Raw genomic sequence first — 13,632 nt, forward strand, 5'->3', positions numbered from 1 at the left:
CCCCCATGAAGAACCCCACGAACGGTGGGCGCCGCGGGCGTCACCGCCGCCGCTGGACCGCGACCGGACTGCTGCTCGGAGCGCCCGCTCTCGTCGTGCCGTATCTCCTGTTCGTGCAGGATGATTCACAGGCCGCGACGGTCGACGGCAATGCCTACTACCGGCTGATCTCCGTACGCAGCGGCAAGGCGCTGGACGTCAACGCCTTCTCCACCGCCGACGGCACCCGCATCCAGCAGTGGACCGACCAGAACACCGCCAACCAGCAGTGGAAGCTGCGACCCACCGGGGACGGCTACTACGAGCTGGTGAACCGCAACAGCGGCAAAGTGCTGGGCATAGCGGGCGGTTCGTCCGCCCAGGCGGCCGCCGCCGAGCAGCAGACCGACAGCGCCTCCGCCTCCCAGGAGTGGCGGATCGACGAGGTGAGCGGTTCCGACGTCGTCACCTTCACCTCCCGCAGGAGCGGCCAGGTCCTGGACGTCTCCGGAGGCTCCACGGCCAATGGCGCGATGGTCATCCAGTACCCCGGCAAGGGCAGCACCAACCAGCAGTGGAGGCTGGTGAAGACGGCCGAGTCCCCGGCGGCCGGGACCGGACCGTATATGTGGAGCAACGCCCAGGTGGTGGGCGGCGGTTACGTCACCGGGCTGGTGTTCAACCCGCGTGAGAAGGGCCTGCTGTACGCGCGCACAGACATGGGCGGCGCCTACCGCTGGGACACCGCGGCCGAGCAGTGGATCCCGCTGACCGACTGGGTCGGCGAGAAGGACTGGAACCTGCTGGGCATCGACTCGGTGGCCACCGACCCCCTCGACCCCAAGCGGCTCTACCTCGGGGCGGGCACCTACACCAACGATTGGGCGGGCAACGGCGCGATCCTGCGCTCCACCGACAAGGGCCGCACCTTCAAGCGCACCAACCTGCCCTTCAAGCTGGGCGGCAACGAGGACGGCCGCGGGGCGGGCGAGCGGCTGGTGGTCGACCCCGCGAACAACGCCAACCTGCTCCTCGGCAGCCGCAAGAACGGCCTGTGGCGCAGCACCGACCACGGCGTCACATGGAGCCAGGTCTCCTCGTTCCCCGTCAAGGACGGGGCGAGCAGCGGCGGCGGCATCTCCTTCGTGACGTACGGCCCGGCCGGCAGCAAGACGATCTACGTCGGCGTCGCCGACAGATCCACCTCCCTGTACCGCTCCACCGACGGCGGCAGCACCTGGCAGGCCGTCTCCGGGCAGCCCGCCGGCCAGATGCCGCAGCACGGCGTGCTCTCCGGTGACGGATCGCTGTACCTGACGTACACCAACAATCTCGGACCCAACGGCGTGACGGCGGGTTCGGTGTGGAAGTACACGCCGGGCAGCGGGGCGTGGAAGAACATCTCCCCGTCCCAGGGAAGTTACGGCTTCTCCGGTCTGGCGGTCGACCCGCGCAAGCCGTCCACGGTCATGGTCACCACCCTCGGCCGCTGGTGGCCCGAGGACGAGATCTACCGGACCACCGACGGCGGTTCGAACTGGAAGGCACTGGCCGACAAGTCGGTGCGGGACGCCTCCGGCGCTCCTTACGTCGGCACTCACACCGGGCACTGGATGACCGCCCTGGCCATCGATCCCTTCGACTCCGGGCACGTGCTGTACGGCACCGGCAACGGCATCCTGCGCAGCAAGGACGCCAATGCCTCCGACAGCGGCGGCACCAGCCACTGGAGCATGGGGGCCCGAGGGCTGGAGGAGACCGCGCTGCTGGACGCGATCGCCCCTCCCGGCGGCGCCACCGTCATCACCTCCATGGGCGACCAGGGCGGCTTCCGGCACGACTCCCTGACCAAGGTGCCCTCCGGGCGGCTGAAGAACCCGTTGATGACCAACAGCACCGACATCGACTTCGCCCAGTCCAAGCCCTCGATGATGGTCCGCGTCGGCCGTGGCGGCGAGCAGGACGGCGCCTACTCCACCGACGGCGGCAACAACTGGACCGGCTTCAAGGCAGAGCCTGTGGCCGGTGCCCGGGACGGCCGTATCGCGCTATCGGCGGACGGCTCCACCATCGTCTGGACCGAGGCCGGTCAGGCCCCGTACCGCTCGACCGACAACGGGGCGAGCTGGTCGAGGGTCAACGGCCTGGGCACCGACGCCGCAGTCGTCGCCGACCGCTCCTCGGCCAGGACCTTCTACTCCCTGTCCGGCGGCACGCTCCACGCCAGCACCGACGGCGGCGCGACCTTCACCGCCCGCGCCGGCAACCTGCCCACCGGCCGGCTCACGGCCGCCCCCGGCATCGCCGGGGACCTGTGGATCGCCGGCGCTGACAAGGGGCTGCTGCACTCCACCGACGGCGGCCGCACCTTCACCACGCTCACGACGGTGCAGTCCGCCTCCGCCCTCGGCTTCGGCAAGGCCGCGCCGGGCGCCTCCTACCAGGCCCTGTACCTGATCGGTACCGTCAAGGACGTCACCGGCGTCTTCCGCTCCACCGACAAGGGCACCACCTGGCTCCGCGTCAACGACGACGCTCACCAGTGGGGCAACATCGGCGGCAGCGGCGTCATCACCGGCGACCCCGACACCTACGGGCGTGTCTACGTCGGCACCAACGGACGCGGTCTCCAGTACGGCGACCCGTCCTGACCCCAGCACACCCGAGCGGGGCCGCAGGCACAACTGCCTGCGGCCCCGCCATGGCTGAGGGAAGACGCCTCCCCGCCCCCTCGACGGGACGCCGTGCCACAACGTGCCGGTAGGGGCGGTGAACAGCGGTCAGCAATGGGCCCTGCGAAGCATCCAGGACGAGGCCATCCGCGCACGTTCCTGCAGGTCAGGCGCAATGCGCACGTCCAAGTACCGGGTGATTCCCAAGATCAGAGCGCGGGTTCGATTCCCGTCATCCGCTCCACGACAAAGCTCAGTTCAGCGACCTGGGGCTTGTTTGTCGCCCGATCCGGTTCCGGAGTTCCTTCTTCTCAAAGGACAGGGTGATACGCGGGATTGACCGCGACATCCCGGACGCGGCCGATGTGTTCGTCGCGCGCGCCGCGCGCGAGTGCTTCGCGACACATCGACACCTCAGGTCGATCCCGCTCCCCTCCCGGACGTCGCGGCGGTCGTGAAGATCCGGTCCAGGTGGTGACGGAGCACCGCGATCGCGGACTCCGGGCTTCGCTGGCCCACGAGGATGCTGGTCCCCATGGCCGCCGCCATCGCGAGCAGGCTGATCGCCTCCGTGCGCGCGTCGGCGTCCGGGTCGGCCAGGCCGGCCTCCTGCGCCTGCTGGAGGAGTCCGGTCAGGACGTTCTCCGCAGCGTCGGGGCTGTCCGTGAAGGGCTGAGCGGCCAGCGCCCCGTCGGTCACGGACAGGATCGCGTAGGAGCTGTACAGCAGGTGGAACGTACGGCTCTCCCCGTCGGTCGGCAGCGAGGCCAACAGCAGCGCCTCCACCGTGGCGCGCGGGCCCAGGTCCGGATCGGCCGCGGCCAGGCGGGCACCCACCCTCGCGGTGAAGCGGTCGGTCAGGTGCCGGAGGCCGTAGAAGAGCAGCTTCTCCTTGGTCTCGAAGTAGTACTGCACGAGCCGGAGCGACACACCGGCCTCCGCGGCCACGTCGCGCATGCCGACGGCATGCAGTCCGCGCCGCCCCGCGACCTGGATGAGCGCCTCGGCGATCTGGGCGCGCCGCTCCTCGTGATCCACACGCTTCGGCATGCTCTCGTGTCTCCGCCCGTCGACAGTGGGTGCGCTCCGCCACCCGACCCCCTTGATGATACTGATGTACCACATCGGTGATACGGTCGTACCACGAAGAACGGATCTTCCCAGGAGGTGCCGCCGTGCCCGAGAACACCGCGCGCGTACGCCGCGATGTCGGCCGTTACGTCAACGACGCCCTGCGCGACCGCTACTTCGCCGCCGAGGACGTGGTCCACGCGATGGGGGCGCCCGTCCGCTCCGAGACGGACGTCGAGACGAGCTTCGGCACCACCCGCGTCTACCGGTACGGGCCCGCCGACCCCGCGGCCGAATCCCGGACACCGATCGTCCTGATCCACGGCGCGGGCTACAGCTCGGCGATGTGGTACCCCAACACCCCCGGGCTCAGCCTCCGTCGCCCCGTCTACGCCCTCGACACCCCCGGCGACGCGAACCGCAGCGTCCACCGCGAGCCCATGTGGCAGCCCGAGCGCGCCGCCCGGTGGATGGACGAGACCCTCGACGCGCTCGGCCTCGACCGGGTCCACCTCGTCGGCTCCTCCTACGGCGGCTGGCTGGTGCTCAACCAGGCCCACCGGCGGCCGGGACGGCTCGCCTCGGTCACCGCCCTCGACCCCGGCGGCCTGGAGAGGGTCGGCCTGCGCTTCTTCGCCTGGGTTTTCGTGAGCCTGTTCGCCACCCTCGCCCCGAAGGCGCTGCGTCCCCGGCTCGCCACATGGCTGGACCAGCCGGTGATCGCCGTCCCCGAGATGCGCAAATGGATCCAGCTCGGCGCCCGCGCGTACCGGATCCGCCGCCCCGCACCCCTGCCACTGGCCGAGGAGGCGCTGCGATCCATCCGGACCCCGCTCTACGTCATCATGGGCAAACACAGCCTGCTCGTGCACCCCAAGCGGCAGCTGGAACGTGTACCGCGCCTCGTACCCGGAGCCCGCGCCGAGATCATCACCGCGACCGGGCACGGCCCTCAGATCGACCACCCCGACGTGGTCAACGCCCGGATGCTGTCCTTCATGGAGGACGCCGACTCCCCCGGCCCTGGCATGGCCGACGCATAGGACTGCGACAGGGAGAAACGGCGCCGGCGGCGCCCGCTCCGTGCCACAACGTGCCGGTAGAGGCGGTGAACAGCGGTCGACGGCGGATGTCATGGGAAGAGCCCCAGGCTTCAGCCCGGCATCCGTTCGCCCTGATCAGGGTCCAGGACGGCGGGCAGGATCAGTGATTCCCAAGCACGGCGCGCGGGTTCGAATCCCGTCATCCGCTCTTGAACGAAGCCTCAGGCCAGCGGCCTGGGGCTTCGTCGTCATCCAGACCGATCCGGCCCGCAACGCGCCCTCCGGGCGCTCTCGCGTGCGCTGGCGACGGACCCGGGGGGGCGGGCGGTCACGCGCCCTGCCCGTCACTGTTCGAGACCGATTACCTCATCCTCGAACGCGCGGAAATCTATGTCGGCCGGAGTAGACATTGGGTGGGGTCGTGGCTATGGTTTCTGTCGTAGCCCAGAGAGACAGCAGGGCCCGGCAGAGATGAACTGCCGGGCAGCAGTACCCGCAGTTGCAGTTCGCAGGACGGTGCGGTGACGGAGTTTCGAAGCCAGGGTTGTTGCATGACGGCGACGGGACTGGTGACCGGACCGGGTGGCCCGTAGTGATCAGGGGCCGCCGTGAGCAGTACCGCAGTTGACGCAGTGGCAGTACCTCGGTGAAGGCGCCGGCTGCGGGCGCGCGCACCGGGAGGTTCGGCAGTGGGGTTCCAAGCCAGAGCAGACGCAGGACGGGCGACGGGGCTGGCTGCCGAAGTGGCGCTGTGAGAGGCCACCCGCAGTACGCAACACCAGCAGTACAAGCAGTTCGCAGTAACAGCAGTACGAAGTTCCCGTTTGGTAAGTGATTGATCCAGAGGGAAGAACGGAGGAGTTGAGCGCCATCAGGATCGCCCGGGCGGACGTCTTGAGCCCGGGTACCGCAGGACATCGATAGTGAGGTGGTCTCCGGTCACGCATCCGCGATCCCCGCACCCCCGACCGCGTTTCGGTCGGGCCTGCGGAAACAGAAGGCCGGCGCGGTATCAGGGCCGGCAGATGGTGTAGCAGTTCCTTCGGGGCCCGGGTGCCGGTACGGCACCCGGGCCCCTCCACGCGTTCCACAGAGAGGTGCGATGACCGCAGACGACACGTACGGCCGTCTCGATGACGACGACTACCCCGCCTACACCATGGGCCGGGCCGCCGAAATGCTCGGCACCACCCAGGGCTTCCTCCGCGCCATCGGAGACGCCCGCCTCATCACCCCGCTGCGCTCCGCAGGCGGACACCGCCGCTACTCCCGCTACCAGCTGCGCATCGCCGCCCGCGCCCGGGAACTCGTCGACCAGGGCACGCCCATCGAGGCCGCATGCCGCATCATCATCCTCGAAGACCAGCTCGAGGAAGCCCGGCGCATCAACGCCGAATACCGTCGCGCCGCCGAATCGGCGAGCCCAACGGCCGTTGCCTGAGGGCGACTTGTCGCACCCTCTCGAGGCTCTCCGCCGAAGGACGTGACGTGCGGCGCACAGTCCCACGCAGTCGCTGATATCGACCCCGTCGGGGCAGTCTCGGCACTCGCGCGCGCAGAAGGGGCGGCGCACACCGACGTCGTGTCGGAGTAGGCCGCCCCCTCGGACGGGTAGAGCTGCGGGAGGAAGGGTGCGCGGTTATTTCGGGTCGTGGTTGAACTTCGAGGTCGACCAGAGATAGCCGAGGATCGCGAGGCCCAGGCACCAGGCGACGGCGAGCCATCCGTTGTGGCCGATCTCGGTGCCGAGGAGCAGGCCGCGCAGGGTTTCGATGGCGGGCGTGAAGGGCTGGTATTCGGCGATCGGCTGGAACCAGCCCGGCATCGCGGTGACCGGGACGAAGGCGCTGGAGATCAGCGGCAGGAAGATCAGGGGCATGGCGTTGTTGCTGGCGGCCTCGGCGTTCGGGCTGATCAGGCCCATGCCGACGGCGATCCAGGTGAGCGCCAGGGCGAACAGGGTGAGCAGTCCGAAGGCCGCCAGCCACTCCAGGAGGGTGGCGTCGGTGGAGCGGAAGCCGATGGCCACGCCGACGGCGCCGACGAGGATCACGCTGATGACGGACTGCAGCACACTGCCGATGACGTGTCCGACGAGGACGGAGCCGCGGTGGATCGCCATGGTTCGGAAGCGGGCGATGATGCCCTCGGTCATGTCGTTGGAGACGGAGACCGCGGTTCCGATCGTGGTGCTGCCAATGGTCATCAGCAGCAGGCCCGGGACGAGGTAGGCGATGTAGTCGGAGCGGTCTCCGCCGCCGATGCCCGCGCTCATCGTGTCGCCGAAGATGTAGACGAACAGCAGCAGGAGCATGATCGGCGTGAGTAGCAGGTTCAGGGTGAGGGAGGGGTAGCGCCGGGCGTGCAGGAGGTTGCGGCGCAGCATCGTTGAGGAATCGCGTACGGCGAGGGCGAGGGAGCTCATCGGACAGCCTCCTTCGGCTGGTTGGGCTGGTTCGGGACGGTGCCGGCGGTCAGGGCGAAGAAGACGTCGTCGAGGTCGGGGGTGTGCACGGTCAGCTCGTCCGCCTCGACGCCGACGGAGTCCAGCCGGTCGAGCAGAGCGCGCAGCTCGCGCTGGCTGCCGTCGCTCGGGAGCTGCAGCGTGAGGGATTCATCGTCCCGGGAGGCCGCGCGCAGCACGGAGGCGGCGGACTCGTACGCGGCGGGGGCGGTGAAGCGGAGCCGGACGTGGCCGCCGGGGACGAGCCGCTTCAGCTCCTCGGCGGTGCCCTGGGCGGCGATCTTGCCGTCGTTGAGCACGGCGATACGGTCGGCGAGTTCGTCGGCCTCCTCCAGGTACTGGGTGGTGAGGAAGACGGTGACGCCGTCGGAGACGAGTTCGCGGATGATCTGCCACATGTTGTGGCGGGAGCGCGGGTCGAGGCCGGTGGTCGGCTCGTCGAGGAAGATGATCCGCGGGTTGCCGACCAGGGTCATGGCGATGTCGAGGCGGCGCTTCATGCCGCCGGAGTAGGTGGAGGCCGGCCTCGACGCCGCCTCGACGAGGTCGAAGCGTTCGAGGAGCTCGGCGGCGACCAGCCGTCCCTCTCGCTTGGAGAGGTGGTGCAGGTCCGCCATGAGGAGCATGTTCTCCTCGCCGGTGATCAACCCGTCGACGGCGGAGAACTGCCCGGTGACGCCGATCGCGGCACGCACCGCCTGCGGGTCGGTGGCGAGGTCGTGGCCGCCGACGCGGACGTCGCCCGTGCCCGGGCCGGCGGAGATGAGGGTGGAGAGGATCTTCACGGCGGTGGTCTTGCCGGCGCCGTTCGGGCCGAGCAGGGAGAAGATCGTTCCCTCGGGGACGGCCAGGTCGACGCCGTCGAGGACGACCTTGTCGCCGTACGACTTGCGCAGACCGTTCGCCGCGATGGCCAGGTCGGTCATGACGGGTGCTCCTTTACCGGCTGTGGGTGGCTTACAGGCTGCGGGCGGTGATGTCGCCCTGGACGGTGGTCGCCTGGATGTTCAGGCCGGCGGCGGCGCCGTCGGCGTTCTTCAGGGCGTTGTGGATCCGGCCCGAGGTGGTGCCGGCGTCGAGGGTGGCGGAGGTTCCGGTGGCGGCGACGATGGTGATGTCGCCCCTCTGGGTGCTGAGGGTGACCGTGCCGCGCTCGGCCTCGTCGATGTGGATGTCACCCCGCTGGGTGCTGATGTCGGCCGGGCCGTTCAGGCGGCCGACCGAGATGTCGCCGTCCTGGAGGGCGAGGCGGGCGCTCGCGGCCTCGTCGATCTTGACCGGGCCCTGGGCGGCCTGGAGGGTGACGTCGCCGAGGCGTCCGACGCCCCGGAAGTCGGCGGCGGCCACCTTCGCCTCGACGTGGGAGCCGGCGGGCAGCTGGACCGTGATCTCGACGGCTCCGGAGGGGCCGAAGTACTGGTTCTTCGCCTCGGGTGCCTCGATCCGCAGGACACCGTCGCCGTACGCGACCTCGATCTGCTCCGCCGCCTTCACATCGCGGCTCTTGGCTGCGTTGGCGGGCCGGACCTCGACCGTGGTGTCGGTGCGGTCGGCGGCGATGAACTGCACCCGCCCGGCGGGAAGGTCGACGACGGCGGCGATAGCGGCGGGGGTGGCGAACTTCGGCATGGTGATCTCCTGGTCTCCCATGGGCTGCCGGTGTTTCCGACACGAGAAAAGCTACGTTGCGTTCGCCATATCGGCAACAAGTTCGTTGCGCAAAATCAGCATCAATGCAGGTCACAGCAGCAATATCGTTGCAACCGCTACGCAGATAACGCAACGTCAGGCTCCTGAGCGTTGCAACAGCTTGGAATTGAACGCTACAGTGAAGGCGTCCAAGGAAGCACGAAGGGAGACCGGCGATGCCCGGAGGCAGGCTCACGCAACAGGAGCGCCAGCAGATCGGCCTGGGGCTGTCCGACGGCCTCGCTTACGCGGAGATCGCCAGGCGGCTCGACCGCCCCACCTCGACCATCACGCGCGAGGTGATGCGCAACGGCGGCCCCGCCGCCTACCGCGCCGATCTGGCGCACCGCGCCACCGAGCGCCGGGCCCACCGGCGCAGGCCGGCAGCGCCCCGAGGGCAGGGGGCGCCGGCGCAGGCCCACGGGCGCGACTCGGAGGCCGTGCGCGAGTACGAGGAGACGTTCACCACCCTCTTCATGCAACAGGGTGTGCCGAAGATGATGGCCCGGGTGCTGACGTGCCTCTTCACCACCGACGCGGGCAGCCTCACCGCGTCCGAACTCGTCCAGCGCCTCCAGGTCAGCCCGGCGTCCGTCTCCAAAGCGATCGCGTTCCTCGAGCAACAGGGCCTCATCCGCCGGGAACGCGACGAACGCCGCCGCGAGCGCTACTTCGTCGACGACGACGTCTGGTACCAGTCGACGATCGCCAGCGCCCGCGGCGTCGCCCAGGTCGCCGAAACCGCACGGCAGGGCGTCGGCGTCCTCGGCCGGGGCACACCGGCCGCCGCCCGCCTGGAGAACATCGCCCGCTTCAGTGACTTCATCAGCGAGAGCATCCTCCGCGCCGCGGAGCAGGCCCGCGAGGTCCTCTACACGAAACCCGAAACGCCTTCGGGTGACACCGCCACGCCAACGTCGGATCGCGGATAGACAGCCGTCCTGTCGGTCACGGTCGTGGTCCGCAGTGCCTTGCCGGGCCGTAGTCGGCCTTGACGTACCCCGGCCCGATCGATGTCCGAGCCGCGACCACCCACTGGAGCGGCACAGAACTCGAAGAGCTCGGTCGCCGCCACGCCCGCGACACCTTCGACCTCACGATCTCCAGTCCCGGCTCGCCGAATCCGACTGGATCGACGACACCGAGTTCGTTGTGAGCTCAGCCGGCCGGTCCGGCCTGCGTCGGTACCGGCGCGGACGTCAGCCGGGGCGAGGCCGCCGTCCCACGGGCACCAGCGTGTCGGACGCTGACCCGCCACAGCCGCCCCAGGAAGCGGTAGAAGCGGTCCGGCAGGAACACAGCGTCCGCGACGATCATCGCGGCGGAGAAGAGGGGCAGACCCATGAGGACCGCGATCCCCACGTGCATGGTCAGGAGCATGACCAGGACGGGGTATTTGAGCCTGCCGAACAGGACGAACGGGAAGGCGACCTGCAGGAGCACCGTCACGTAACAGGCCACGGTGATCAGGACGTCGTGCCCGGCGACCATCTGGGACAGTGCGGGCCAGGGCTGGAACAGGTCCAGGTTCAGAGCGTAGTGAAGTGCGGTTCCATCGCCCCACGTACCACCCTGCACCTTGTACAGGCCCGCGGATCCGTAGAGGAAGCAGACCTGGGCGGCGATGACGAGCATGCCGCAGTTGTGCAGCACGGTGATCAACGTCCGCCTCGCGTCGCCGAGCTGGTGCAGGAGATCGCCCGCTCCCGCACCCAGCGGGAGACGCGCGCCCCGGGCCGTGGCAGCCCGTAGCCGTGCCCTGCGCGCGTCGAGGGACCAGTGTCGGCCGCACGCGGTGAAGACCAGGTAGACGGCCATGAGGAGGATGAGATTGTCCCCGCCGTCCGTCATGAAGATCGCCCTGGCATGGAACGACGCCACCACGACCGCGAACAGCACGGACACCGCTCTGGTCCGCCATCCCAACATGAACAGCGCGGAGGTGACGACGGCTGCCGCGTAGCAGACCTCGAAGTACACCCGGCTGTCGGAAAGGGTGAGGACGCTGGCCCAACCCGTCTGGTCGAACAGCTGCTCCGCCAGTGCATGCGTCCACGGTGAACCGGGGCCCCAGATCTGGTCGCGGTACGGAAACTCGCGCAGCAGGAAGACGAGGTAGAGCAGTCCGTACCCGATGCGCAGGACCGCCGCGGCGTACAGGGAGACCGGCCGGTCGATCAGGAGGCTGAAGGCCGCGGCGATCCGGTCCAGTACTCCGCGCGCGACGCGTGCGCCCGTCAGCGAAGTGCGGTGTCGGGACGGCGTGGCTTCCGCGACCGATGTCTGTTCAGTTCGTTCCACGGGGGGCCACCTTCCACCAGGGCAGGTAACGGGTGTCGACAGGCACCGGGGCAGCGGTTGCCGGACGGGCGGCACCTGCTGTGCCCGGGGCGGCGATGGGCAGCGTGACGACGCGCAACTGGACGGCGTCGAACGTGCCGCCACGACGGGCGGCGACCCGATCCGCCGCGATGTTGCGGAGATACGTCTGGATCATCAACGCTCGTTCGGAGCGCGGCCGGTCGTCGCCGCCGAGCGTTTCGAGGTAGGAGCTCCAGGCCCGGCGCAGCATGTTCTGCGTCGTATGGCTCGGGAAGGGATTGTGCTCGACCGCCGAAGCGTCCACCTCGGTCAGGTCGAGCCAGCCGCTCACCTGCACGGTGCCGTCGGGCGCGGTCCGCATGGTCCTCGCGGAGATCTGCCGGTTGACCGACTCCGGGTCCGGGGCGAAAAGCCGCCAGTTCTGCTCGAACAGCGGAAAGACCCATGCGTCGATCTGCGGGGTGTAGCGCTGTGAGACGGAATTGGCCGGCGCCACATGCAGGAAGACCAGGAGCACATGGATCAGCGTCGTCGCCAGACACAGAACCACGGCGGCGCCCACCCCCGCTTTCAGCGGGCCCGGAGGACCTGAACGACTCTGCGGCGCCGGTGAGTCGGCGCTGCCGCTCCTCGCCGACAGCGCCTCGCCGGGGCCCTCGGTTTCCTTCACTTCCGCTGATTCGACGTCACCCAGCACGGCCCCACCCGGCCTTCCCGTTCCCATTGCTCGTACCTGCTTCTTCCAGCTCCCACGAGGGGCGCGCGACGGGATCACGAGGATCCGCCGCGCGCCACCCGTCTCCGGCGACTGTGTGGTCAGCCAGTCCGCCGAAGGGATCTACAGCGAGTCACCACTTCGCCCCACACTGCGGGGGGAGGCCGCACTCGTCGCTGCCGTAGCCGACCTGCTCGCCGGGCTTCTCGTGATCGCCGTAGCCGTGATCACCGTGAGGCGGCTTCGGCTTCCCGTGGCCGTGATCGCCGTGGGGCGGCTTCGGCTTCCCGGGCGGCTTGGGAATGCCTCCCGTCGTACCGCCGTTGGAACCACCCGTCGTGCCGCCGTTGGAACCGCCCGTCGTCCCACCTGTGGTGCCCGCGATGACGCCACCGGTCGTCACGCCACCCAGCACACCGCCGACGACGCCGCCCGTCGTCACACCGCCGAGCACGCCGCCCGTCGTCACACCGCCGAGCACGCCGCCCACCACACCGCCGGTGGTACCGCCCGTCGCGGTACCGCCCGTCGCGGTACCGCCCGTGGTGCCCGCGATCACACCACCTGTGATCACACCGCCCGTGGTCCCGCCGGTGCCACCGGCGCACGTCCCGCGGTTGATCGTGTTGGTGTCCAGCGTCACCGCGGCGTTCCGGGCCAGCGCCCGTCCGTCGATGGTCGTCCCCGTCGTAACGGTGATCGAGGTCATGGCCAGGATGTTGCCCACGAAGGTGGAGTTGGTACCGAGGGTGGCCGAACTACCGATCTGCCAGAAGACATTGCACGGCGAAGCTCCGTTGACGAGGACCACGTCACTGCCGGACGCCGTCGTCAGAGCCGAGCCGACCTGGAACACCCAGACGGCGCTGGGGTCGCCCTGCGCGTCCAGCGTGAGGGTGCCGGTGAGTCCGAGAGTGGAAGCCGCCGTGTAGACACCCGGGACCAGCGTCAGACCGCCGGCATCCGGAGGGAGAGCGGCGTCCGTGTCCTGACCGGCCGCGTCGTCGTACGCCGCCACCAGGTCGGTCTTGGCCTGGGCAGCCACCTCGTCCGCGGAGTGCTGCTCCCCGATCACCAGGCCGGGCGGGAATCCGGAGATCGCCGTCCCCGGATGCACACCGATATCACCGGTGATCACAGAGGGACCGGTGTTGGTGATTTCCGAACCGGCCAGGACCGCGAAGTCCGCTGCCGTACCAAGAGGCACAGGCGTGGCGACGGCATTTGCCTGCGTCGGCGTCACAGCGACCATGACACCGGAGATCAATACAGCGAGCACTGCGGCCATCCAGGCCGACATTCTGCGCCATTGAAGCGCGTCAGGGACATTCAGCGTCATCGAGAAGCCAACTCCTGTGGGGTGGTGGCAAACTCGGCGGTTTCCAGCCAGCAGAATCGCCGATTCTTGTCGCTGGCATATTACGCAGAAATCGGCTTCGGGTGAGGATTCATCGGGGTGATTTCCGCTCGCGCCGTGCGGCATATATGACAAATGACAAATGGGCTGAATGGCCGTCTCGACTACACCCCAAGCCCCTTACCAGGCAAAGCGAGACCGACACCGAATACCGTTTCCACGACTTCTCACGGAAACTCGGCCGGCCCCTTTTCCAGTGAGCGCTGATGACGCCACCCCCTGCAGCAAACGCCGTCAGGGATGACGAATGGGCCGTGAGG

At 69.1% G+C, this 13,632-nt stretch carries 10 protein-coding genes and 2 pseudogenes; 5 read left to right on the forward strand and 7 right to left on the reverse strand.

Going from position 1 to position 13,632, the window contains the following annotated elements; all coding sequences use genetic code 11:
* The first annotated feature begins 5 nt into the window (after window positions 1-5).
* Window positions 6-2,630 carry an RICIN domain-containing protein gene (locus ABZY12_RS30490; RefSeq protein ID WP_356895976.1) on the forward strand — a complete coding sequence of 875 codons (2,625 nt, stop codon included), beginning with the start codon at window positions 6-8 and terminating at the stop codon, window positions 2,628-2,630.
* A 435-nt stretch (window positions 2,631-3,065) separates the two neighbouring features.
* On the opposite strand, the gene ABZY12_RS30495 is transcribed toward ABZY12_RS30490, so the two are convergent.
* On the reverse strand, window positions 3,066-3,701 hold the full coding sequence (locus tag ABZY12_RS30495) for a TetR/AcrR family transcriptional regulator (protein ID WP_356895978.1): 636 nt from the start codon (window positions 3,699-3,701) through the stop codon (window positions 3,066-3,068).
* 125 nt (window positions 3,702-3,826) lie between these two features.
* Between ABZY12_RS30495 and ABZY12_RS30500 the strand changes: the two genes are divergently transcribed.
* Entirely contained in the window at window positions 3,827-4,765 is a 939-nt protein-coding gene (locus tag ABZY12_RS30500) for an alpha/beta hydrolase (RefSeq protein WP_356895980.1), read from the forward strand.
* A 1,102-nt stretch (window positions 4,766-5,867) separates the two neighbouring features.
* Window positions 5,868-6,206, forward strand: a complete 339-nt coding sequence (locus ABZY12_RS30505) for a MerR family transcriptional regulator (RefSeq protein WP_356895982.1) — start codon at window positions 5,868-5,870, stop codon at window positions 6,204-6,206.
* Window positions 6,207-6,404: 198 nt separating this feature from the next.
* On the opposite strand, the gene ABZY12_RS30510 is transcribed toward ABZY12_RS30505, so the two are convergent.
* Genes ABZY12_RS30510 through ABZY12_RS30520 form a run of 3 tightly spaced genes read right to left on the reverse strand, consistent with a single transcriptional unit; the run spans window position 6,405 to window position 8,858 of the window.
* Window positions 6,405-7,190 carry an ABC transporter permease gene (locus ABZY12_RS30510; RefSeq protein WP_356895984.1) on the reverse strand — a complete coding sequence of 262 codons (786 nt, stop codon included), beginning with the start codon at window positions 7,188-7,190 and terminating at the stop codon, window positions 6,405-6,407.
* Entirely contained in the window at window positions 7,187-8,155 is a 969-nt protein-coding gene (locus ABZY12_RS30515; RefSeq protein ID WP_356895986.1) for an ATP-binding cassette domain-containing protein, read from the reverse strand. The genes ABZY12_RS30510 and ABZY12_RS30515 overlap by 4 nt, the downstream gene beginning before the upstream one ends.
* A 31-nt stretch (window positions 8,156-8,186) precedes the next feature.
* The gene (locus ABZY12_RS30520; protein WP_356895988.1) at window positions 8,187-8,858 is read right to left on the reverse strand and encodes a DUF4097 family beta strand repeat-containing protein; all 672 of its coding nucleotides are present in this window, start codon (window positions 8,856-8,858) and stop codon (window positions 8,187-8,189) included.
* 236 nt (window positions 8,859-9,094) lie between these two features.
* Between ABZY12_RS30520 and ABZY12_RS30525 the strand changes: the two are divergent.
* Together ABZY12_RS30525 and ABZY12_RS30530 are read left to right on the forward strand one after the other, a co-directional pair.
* A pseudogene (locus ABZY12_RS30525) lies at window positions 9,095-9,301 on the forward strand (helix-turn-helix domain-containing protein); the annotation flags it as partial.
* A gap of 135 nt (window positions 9,302-9,436) precedes the next feature.
* Window positions 9,437-9,850: pseudogene (locus ABZY12_RS30530) on the forward strand (MarR family transcriptional regulator); the annotation flags it as partial.
* 226 nt (window positions 9,851-10,076) lie between these two features.
* Here the strand turns inward: ABZY12_RS30530 and ABZY12_RS30535 are convergent.
* From ABZY12_RS30535 to ABZY12_RS30545, 3 genes are all read right to left on the reverse strand, one after another.
* On the reverse strand, window positions 10,077-11,129 hold the full coding sequence (locus ABZY12_RS30535; RefSeq protein ID WP_356896021.1) for an HTTM domain-containing protein: 1,053 nt from the start codon (window positions 11,127-11,129) through the stop codon (window positions 10,077-10,079).
* Window positions 11,130-11,205: 76 nt separating this feature from the next.
* A complete protein-coding gene (locus tag ABZY12_RS30540; protein WP_356895990.1) occupies window positions 11,206-11,937 on the reverse strand; it encodes a DUF5819 family protein in 732 nt (243 codons plus the stop codon).
* Between the two features lie 151 nt (window positions 11,938-12,088).
* Complete coding sequence (locus tag ABZY12_RS30545; RefSeq protein ID WP_356895992.1) at window positions 12,089-13,438, reverse strand: ice-binding family protein; 1,350 nt, start codon at window positions 13,436-13,438, stop codon at window positions 12,089-12,091.
* Window positions 13,439-13,632 lie beyond the last annotated feature (194 nt).

The organism is Streptomyces sp. NPDC006551 (assembly GCF_040611675.1).
Taxonomy (GTDB): domain Bacteria; phylum Actinomycetota; class Actinomycetes; order Streptomycetales; family Streptomycetaceae; genus Streptomyces.